This is a genomic window from Pedobacter sp. 05L430, from assembly GCF_056397585.1.
In genome coordinates, this window is sequence record NZ_JBFTNT010000191.1 from 1 (window position 1) to 8,335 (window position 8,335).

Sequence of the window (8,335 nt, forward strand, 5' to 3'; positions counted from 1 at the left end):
GGGTATCTGATAATAAAGGCTGGCATCCTTGTGCATATTTCCCCAGGTAAAGCCGGGAAATACTAGTGGCACATAATCAACCTTATTAGCCTTGCACCATTGGATGTCATCATAAGTTATCCGTTCATTGTAATTTCCGGAGCCGAATCTTCCCACAGCCCATGGCATAACTATGTCTGCTTTTTTTATCAATGCATGCAACAGAGGCGATTTTTCTGTATCATCACCCAGTGTTCTCCAGTAAAAGGGAACTCCAAGCATAACAGCTACTTTATTATCTGGCCCTTTCAGTTTTTCTACTAGTGTGGTTACATCAGAAATGGTATATTTTCTGTTGTCATTAAAACCTACACCCCATATAGTTACCAATGGCCTGCCGTTGTGATATAAATAGGTGGGGTTCTCTTTACTGTCAAAAAGTTTAAAAAGGCTTTGTAATTCATTCCAGTCCTGCTCCAGATAAGCAACATCAGCGCTTGAACAGCCGCTCAGGTCATACATTACACTAATTGCCCYGCCATATTTCTTAGCCGCTTTTAGTGCATTGGCCAACACCTTATTGAAGTGTCTTTTTCCGGATGCATTTGAAGATTTAATCTCACCTACAAAGCGTTGCATGTGCACACCGTCGATGCCGTAATCCTTCATCCATTTGAAATGAAGATCAACACTTTCTTCATCGTAAGGACTGTATAAGTAAGCGTCAGAGCCATTTGCAAATTTAAAAGGCGACTTATACTTTTTGGTATATTCAGTAATATCCGGCCAGAAATCTACATTGGTATTTCCGGGGAAGAAACCGCCATTGCCTTGATAGTGGTACCAGCCGCGCTGTGAACCATCTCCCTCGGCAGCAAACCAACCCTGATAACCAGCCATTACCAAGCCAGTATAAGATTTGTAAACTACCCCAGTCATGTCATACACTTTGTCCTGAGTAGCCGGTGGCTTTACTTCCGGATCGGGATCTTTTACGCCATTGCTTTTAGAACACGATGCCAGAAAAGCGATGGTTGCAAAAGAGAAAAACAATATCCTAAACTTCTTCATAAGTATAATTTGTTAGGTTCAATTAATTTGCTGGTACGTCTATTTCTATAATTTCAGAGAAATTGGAGCTCTTGAAACTATCGTTTAAACGAACTCCTACTCTTACAAAGAACTTTCTGCCTGGCAACATATCAGGGATATCGATAGTAACAGACTTATCTGCATCAGTCATATCGGCCCATTCTTTATTAATCGCCTTCTTATAGATGTCAGAAAAATCTCTGATGGATGCACCTGCACCTACAAGTTTGGTATTGTTAACATATGGCTGAGTTTCTATAATCGTTGGTAAACCCGCGCCAATAGGCGCCTCCATTGTATATTTTAATGTTAACGTTTTGCCATTCAGCACCGCAGTGAAATTCTTGATGAGAATATATGGGGTAACGGTAAAATCGTGCTTTGTACCCTTATTAATATCAACTGTAAGGGTATCATAAAGTGGCCAGAAAGCACCGCCCTTAGGTATTACTTTGTAAGTTCCTTTAAAGAGTTTTGAATCTTTAAACGTACCATCGAATTTGCTTGGTATCTCCTGCGGAGATGGTGTAGCACTCCAGCTGATCTGCTCCAGTCTTATTTGGCTGCTGCCTTGCGATGTAAGCAAATTGCCACCTTCTGAGGAAATAAGGTTTCCTTCGAATGAAGCATTAGGACCATCATAGTTGTCTATTTTTGTACATGCAGAACTTGCCAGTATAGTTGTGCCCAACAATATTCTACTAATCAGTTTTTTCATATCTTATAATTTTATATTCTTAGTAATTAGGATTATTAGGGTATAGATTAGGGTTTTTACCAAGTTCACCCCCAGGTATTGGTTCGTAGTAGAATTTTTTGTCGAAATTGTAATTACGCTGGAACAATTCAGGTTCCGACAAAAAGATGTATTTGTTTTCGTTAAATACATAATAAGGCATAAGACCCTTAAATCTGGCATTGTTTAAAACCACATCTGCAATCCTCCATCTTTTTAAATCCCAGTAGTATTGATTTTCAAAAGCCAGTTCCATTCCTCTTTCGTTACGGATCTTATCTATATCAATTGAAGTATATGGGGTTGCACCAGCTCTATTTCTGATCATATTGATCACTGTTAGCGCATCACCGGCATTGCCAAGTTCCATAGCTGCTTCGGCTCTGTTTAATAGTATTTCAGCGTAACGAAGATCAATCCATGGCTGCTCACTTCTGTTTAGGTCAACAGTTGAAATTGGTTTTGCAGCATCAATGTATTTTCTTACATAAAAACCTGTACGGGTTAGCTCATCGCCACCGGTCCATGGTCCTGTAAAACCAATAATCATTCTTCCCTGGTATAAAGTTTTGGTATCTCCTGATAGTATGTAGCTGCGTGAGTTAGCAGGCTTTGCAACTTCTGCGGCTGCTGTGCCGCTAAATGAAGGATAAATACCCCTTTGCATATCAAATGTGAGGCCTCTTAAAGTTGCTCCCGGGAAATATACCGTGGCCAGCAATCTTGGTTCAAGTCCCTGCATTAATTCTGCACGATCATTGAAACGTTTCGGTGTTCCATCTGAGTTGGTTACCGGCAAGTTGCCCCAGCGTTGTACCAAATCAAGGGTAGGGTATGATCTGGTAAGTGCATTAGCAGTCATGTAGCGAGGAGACATGGTAGCGTCCCAGCTGTGTGCAGTACCAGAGATAATTGAATACTGTTTAACAAAGATGTTTTCAGGACTTTCGCTTTTCAGGAAAAGGTCAACATAGTTCTGTACTTTATCTGAGTTTTTCTCATATAGTGAATAGTGTCCTTCAAGTAGTTTGGCAGCATCATATGCCTTTGTGAAATATCCATTGGCTTTGTCTGCAGGTATGCCTGCAAATCCTTCGGCTCTGGCCTGGCCATCAACAAAGTTTGCAGATCCATATTTGGCTATGGTACCTGCAYACAACATTGCTCTCGATTTTAATGCAGCAGCTGCATATTTATTAGCTCTGCCTAACTCATTGGTTTCATTCATCATCTGATAACCCAGATCAAGCTCTGCACCAATGAAATCCCATGTTGCTTCTTCTTTATCACGGTGTACCTGTAATTCTGAAAGTGGTGCGCCCGGGTCTTGCACTGTAGTTACAATTGGGACACCGCCATAACGTTTGGCCAGTCCGAAATAATAGTATGCCCTTAAAAAGTGCGCCTCGCCCAATAATGCATCTACATTGGACTGTCCAAGCTTATCCGCATGTTTTGGTAACTCTTCAATCAGAATATTAACGTTTCTGATATCACCGTATGGCCAGTAGCCAAAACCGCCCCCTATATCCATACCACCAAAAGGCCCAACTTCTTCGCCCGTAACTGAGGCTGAGTTAAAGAAGTTCTCCCAATCGTTACCACCCGTTTTGAAACCCTGATCGGGTCTGTACTTAAAATCTTCAATGGGTAAACCTCTGTAAATCGTTGCCAAAAAGGATTTTACGCCGGCCTCACTACCAAATATGATGTCTGGTGTAAAAATATTAGTAGGTGGAATATCTAGCTTTTGGCAAGAGGTTACAAGTGCCCCCATGCTTATAGATATTGCTATAATTAGTTTATGTATACTTTTCATATTTCAATAAGATTAAAAGGTGATGTTAGCTCCCAGATTAAAAGTTCTGTTCATAGGATACGTATATCCCCCCAAGGCTATTGAGAAAGGATCGCCCGGATTGATATCCCTATCATTTGGCTTAGGGCCTTGATGTTCAGGGTCATAGTTTTTTAGTCCTGTAAAAGTTGCCAGATTGTAACTGTTTACATACACCCTTAACTTTTTAACACCTATTTTCTGTAATGCTGCTGCCGGAATGGTGTATCCAAGCTCAAGCGTTTTCACACGTAAATAACTTGCGTTTTGCACAGCTTTTGTTCCTACTGCCTTTGGAGATCCCATAGCAGGATAAAACCCCGGGGTCCACTGTGTATTAGGATCATAAATATTAGCATTCGGGTCTATAGTATGCCAGCTGTCCAGAAAGCGAGTTAATGAACTTCTTTCGAAGGCAAGCGGCTCTGCAAACAACTCATCATACTGCACATAAACACCTGCTGCTCCCTGTAAAAGTACATTTACGTCGAAACCTTTATAAGCTACGCCTATACTCATACCATAATTCACCAATGGGATATCATTGGTAGCAATAGGATGATCATCCTTATCATTGATCTCACCATCTTCATTCCAGTCCTGATAGTAGTAATCTCCAGGTATTACCCCATTATTACCGCCTCCCATATTCACACCATAGTTGTATATCTGCTGATAGTTGGTAAACTGGCCGGCATATTCAGGTCCCCACCAAATGTTTTGATACCTGTTTACCTGTCCGTTCTTCCAGTTTTCACGTTCATTACCGGCYCTGCCTTGAAGAATGTTTAACCATTGGGCACGTGTTGTACCAATGTTACCACTAATGTTTAACCCAACATTACCAATAGTGCTTCTATGTGAAAGGATTAAGTCCATTCCCTGAACCCTGTCGCTATTGATATTTATCTGTGGAACATCTGCACCCACTGTACCTGGTAATGCTACTGCAGGAGTGGCCTCTAACCCGGTTCTGTCACTTCTGAAGACTTCAAAAGTACCATCGAGTTTACCGCCAAGAAAGCTAAAATCAACAGCTATATTCTTTTTGGTGTTAACTGCCCAGCTTAATCCTGGGTTACCAAGTCTTTGTGAGGAGCCGTTAACTGCACTTGATCCAAATATGTAAGAATTTACAGGGTAGTTAAATCCTGAAAGATAATTAAAGGCCCTTCCTCTTTCGTCACCCTGTTTACCATATGAAGCTCTGAATTTTAAGCTGCCCAGAATGTTCTCTGGAATAAGGTTACGGAAAAAGTTCTCTTTCGTTACCACCCAACCCACAGATACTCCAGGGAAAAATCCGAACTGATCATTGGTTCCTGGTTGATATTTATTAGAACCATCTCTACGGAAAATAAACTCTGCCAGATATTTGCCTTTATAATCATAGTTCAACCTGCCTATGATACTTTGAAAAGCAATGTCGTTTAATCCGTTTATGTCCATGCCACCTTGCATCTGGCCGTTTGGTAAACCACCAAATAGATAATCAACTGGGATTTCTGTATCTCTTTGAGCATAAAAATTATCACCTGTTTGATGACTTTGCTCATAAACAAGGGTTGCAGCTATATTATGATCATTAAAAAATGTATTAGCATAGTTTAAAGACAATGAGCTTAAAGTGTTGAACCTGGTGTAGTAGGAGCGACGCACGCGAGAAGGGCTTTGCACCTTGCTTGGTAAATAGGTATCAGTGTCGGCTTTATAAGTATATAAAGTGTACTCTCTTCTTATTTCGTTATTGTCGCTAACATTATAGTCAACATTGTACAATGCTTTTGCATTTAAACCTTTAATGCCGGGTATATCGTATTGTAGATTTAACTGACCAACAAAATTCTTTTGCTTAAATGTTTTTAAACCTACTTTATCTGCCTCGGTAATGATTGCAGGATTCATGTTGTCATCAATAACACTTGGATATAAAGGATTATCATTAGCAAATACCTGCTTTGTTGGAATCTGATTCCATGCATATTTGTAGATTGTCCACAGATCAGTATATGGTTGGTTTTTTTCATCCATCATACCGGAGGCTAATACCTGTGCTTTTAAACCCTTTGTGATGTCTACGGTTACGTTCGAACGAAAATTATATTTATCGTAGTTTAAATCTCCGCTTTTAAATACACCATCCTGCTTTTGATAACCAAGATTGAAGAAATAGCTGATCTTATCGCTACCGCCGTTAACGTTTAAATTGTGCATTAACTGGGGCGCTGTATCTTTAAATGCCAGGTCTATCCAGTTAGTCTCTTTGTAAGTGCCATCAAGCCATGGTTTGATATCATTGTAAGAGAATTTAGGAGGCTGATTACTGATGAAGTTTGCATCAAAATTGTGTTTGTTCTTCTCATTGGTCATCAACATATAATCTACTGCACCTACACCTTCAGGCATTCCTAAAAATGTTTGGAAAGACTGATTAAATGAATAGTTTATATCTACTTTACCGCTTTTGTTGCCTTTTTTTGTAGTTACCAAAATCACACCACCAGCAGCCCTGATACCATATATCGATGCAGCAGCATCTTTCAGTACCGAAACACTTTCTATCTCATTAGGATCCATTCTGCCCAGTGTTGATTGGTCTCCACCAATAACTCCATCAATTACAATTAAAGGATCGCTTTTAAATCCCCTGATGTTTAGGTTATTTGCATAAGAACCAGGTTCAGCAGTTTTTTGCAGGACACGTATGCCCGGTACTTTACCTGTTAACATGTTTACAACACTTTCGTTCTTTGTAACCACCAGTTCTTCTCCTTTTAAAGTAGCAACAGAACCGGTTACAGTAGCTTTTTTCTGGGTACCGTAACCAACCACAATCAGCTCTTCCAGGTTGTTGTTGTCTTGCTTTAGGATGATCTGAAATTCTCTTTTGTTATTTACCTGAATTTCCTGTGGGGCAAATCCTACAGAGGTGAATTGTATATACGAGTCTGGGCCAGGAACATTAAGAGAAAATGTTCCGTCGCTATTTGTTAAGGTGCCATTGTTGGTTCCTTTTACCCTAACACTTACTCCCGGTATGCCAAGGCCTCCGGCAGCGTCTGTTACTTTTCCACTTATTGTAACCGATTGCTGGGCCAGCAAAATGAGTGGAAATAGAAAAAATAGTGTAAGTAGGTATTTTAATTTTTTCATACTGTTTATCTTTTTGGTTTAATTTATTGTTTGATTATTGTCCGATTGAAGCAAAGTTTTGCTTAGGGTAAATGGTGCTTATGGAGGAAGTGATCTGTAGCTGCTCATGGTTATATTTGGTTTATGATTTAAGCAATCGATTGCCGAGTGCTCGTAAAAAATACCGGAAGCGCAAATACCTCCGGTTTAAAAAGTCTTATATTATTTCCGTTCAGGCATCTTTAAAGTAAGTGGCTTTTGGTTTCTCAGCATTTTAGCGGCTTCACCTGTTAACCACAGGTAATGATCTGATGGCTTGCCATCCATATTAATAAATGAGGTAGTGGTACTTACCGGAGGGTTGTCAGATCCTTTAAAAATGGCTGTTCCCTCATTCACCTCATCAAACATGGCCACATATAGCATAGATGCCCCTGCATTAAGTGTGGTGGCTATTTGTTGCCAATAAAATCGACCGCCTTGGCGTGGTATTGAACCAACCGGTTTCACATCATCTGGAAATTCCTGCTTACTTAAATTGTGCCAGCTAAAACCAGGATACACACAAGGCACATAATCGACATTGTTTTCTTTGCACCATTTAATATCATCTATAGTATTGTCGCGCAATCTGTCCATATCATTATGAAGCAGTCCGCTATAACGCTGTACTGTCCATGGTAAAACGATATCACTCTTTTTAATTAATTCATGCAGATATGGGTCGTTAATACAATCGGCATTTAGCATGCGCCAAGAAGTAGGTACACCCAGCATTACAGAACAGTTACCATATACCGGATCATTTTTTAAGAAATCAATCAATTTCTCCAGGCCGATGTTGCGTGTGTTATATGGCCTATCAGGAAAACCAACACCCCATATCGTAACCAAAGGTTTTCCATTATGGTGCAAATATGTTTTCTTACCTGCTTGGTTTGTTACTTTTAACTCATCTACAAGGTATTTCCAGTCTTCAATTATTGCAGAGCAATCTTCACCTGATGCGCTTAACCCCGAGAGATCATACATCACTGCTATAGCCCGTTCATATTTTGAGGCGGCTTCAAAAGCATTTTTTAATATGGTTAATGCGGCTTTATCTTTATGCTTGGCATTGCCGAAAAATCTTTGCATAAATACGCCATCAACGCCGTATTGCTGCATCCATTTAAAATGAAGATCGACAGTGCTTTTATCATGTGAACTGAAAAACTTTGCCGGCTGTCCGCTGCTTAATTTAAAAGGGGTATTATAAGTTACTTCATATTCGCTCACATCGGGCCACATGTCAATGCTGCTTCGTTTTTCATCGCCATAAGCATACCTTTTGGAATCGGTACCATCATCCTCAGCTCTAAACCAGCCTTGGTAACCTGCCATAACCAATCCTTTATAAGTGGGATATAGCGTTTGCTTGCTGTGTTTTGTTTGTCCCTGTGCTTTATAGATGAACAGGCAGGATAGAGATAAAAGGATAATCTTTTTAAAATTCATAAGTGGTTATATTTGGTTGTTTTGCTCTCGAAGAAATGAACGATTGGTGTATCGTTGTAAAT

The 8,335-nt window shown here is 40.0% G+C and carries 5 protein-coding genes; all 5 read right to left on the reverse strand.

Annotated features, from left to right (window positions below; translation table 11 throughout):
* A partial coding sequence (locus AC1DG9_RS19320) for a glycoside hydrolase family 99 protein (RefSeq protein WP_477635060.1) occupies nt 1-1,050 on the reverse strand: 1,050 nt, incomplete at its 3' end.
* A gap of 22 nt (nt 1,051-1,072) precedes the next feature.
* Nucleotides 1,073-1,789: a DUF3823 domain-containing protein gene (locus AC1DG9_RS19325; RefSeq protein ID WP_172660436.1), complete on the reverse strand. Its 717-nt coding sequence runs from the start codon at nt 1,787-1,789 to the stop codon at nt 1,073-1,075.
* A 19-nt stretch (nt 1,790-1,808) separates the two neighbouring features.
* Nucleotides 1,809-3,626, reverse strand: coding sequence for a RagB/SusD family nutrient uptake outer membrane protein (locus AC1DG9_RS19330; RefSeq protein ID WP_477635061.1), 1,818 nt, complete (start codon nt 3,624-3,626; stop codon nt 1,809-1,811).
* Between the two features lie 12 nt (nt 3,627-3,638).
* A complete protein-coding gene (locus AC1DG9_RS19335; protein WP_172660434.1) occupies nt 3,639-6,797 on the reverse strand; it encodes a SusC/RagA family TonB-linked outer membrane protein in 3,159 nt (1,052 codons plus the stop codon).
* Nucleotides 6,798-6,998: 201 nt separating this feature from the next.
* Nucleotides 6,999-8,273, reverse strand: a complete 1,275-nt coding sequence (locus tag AC1DG9_RS19340; RefSeq protein ID WP_337717979.1) for a glycoside hydrolase family 99 protein — start codon at nt 8,271-8,273, stop codon at nt 6,999-7,001.
* Nucleotides 8,274-8,335: the final 62 nt, after the last annotated feature.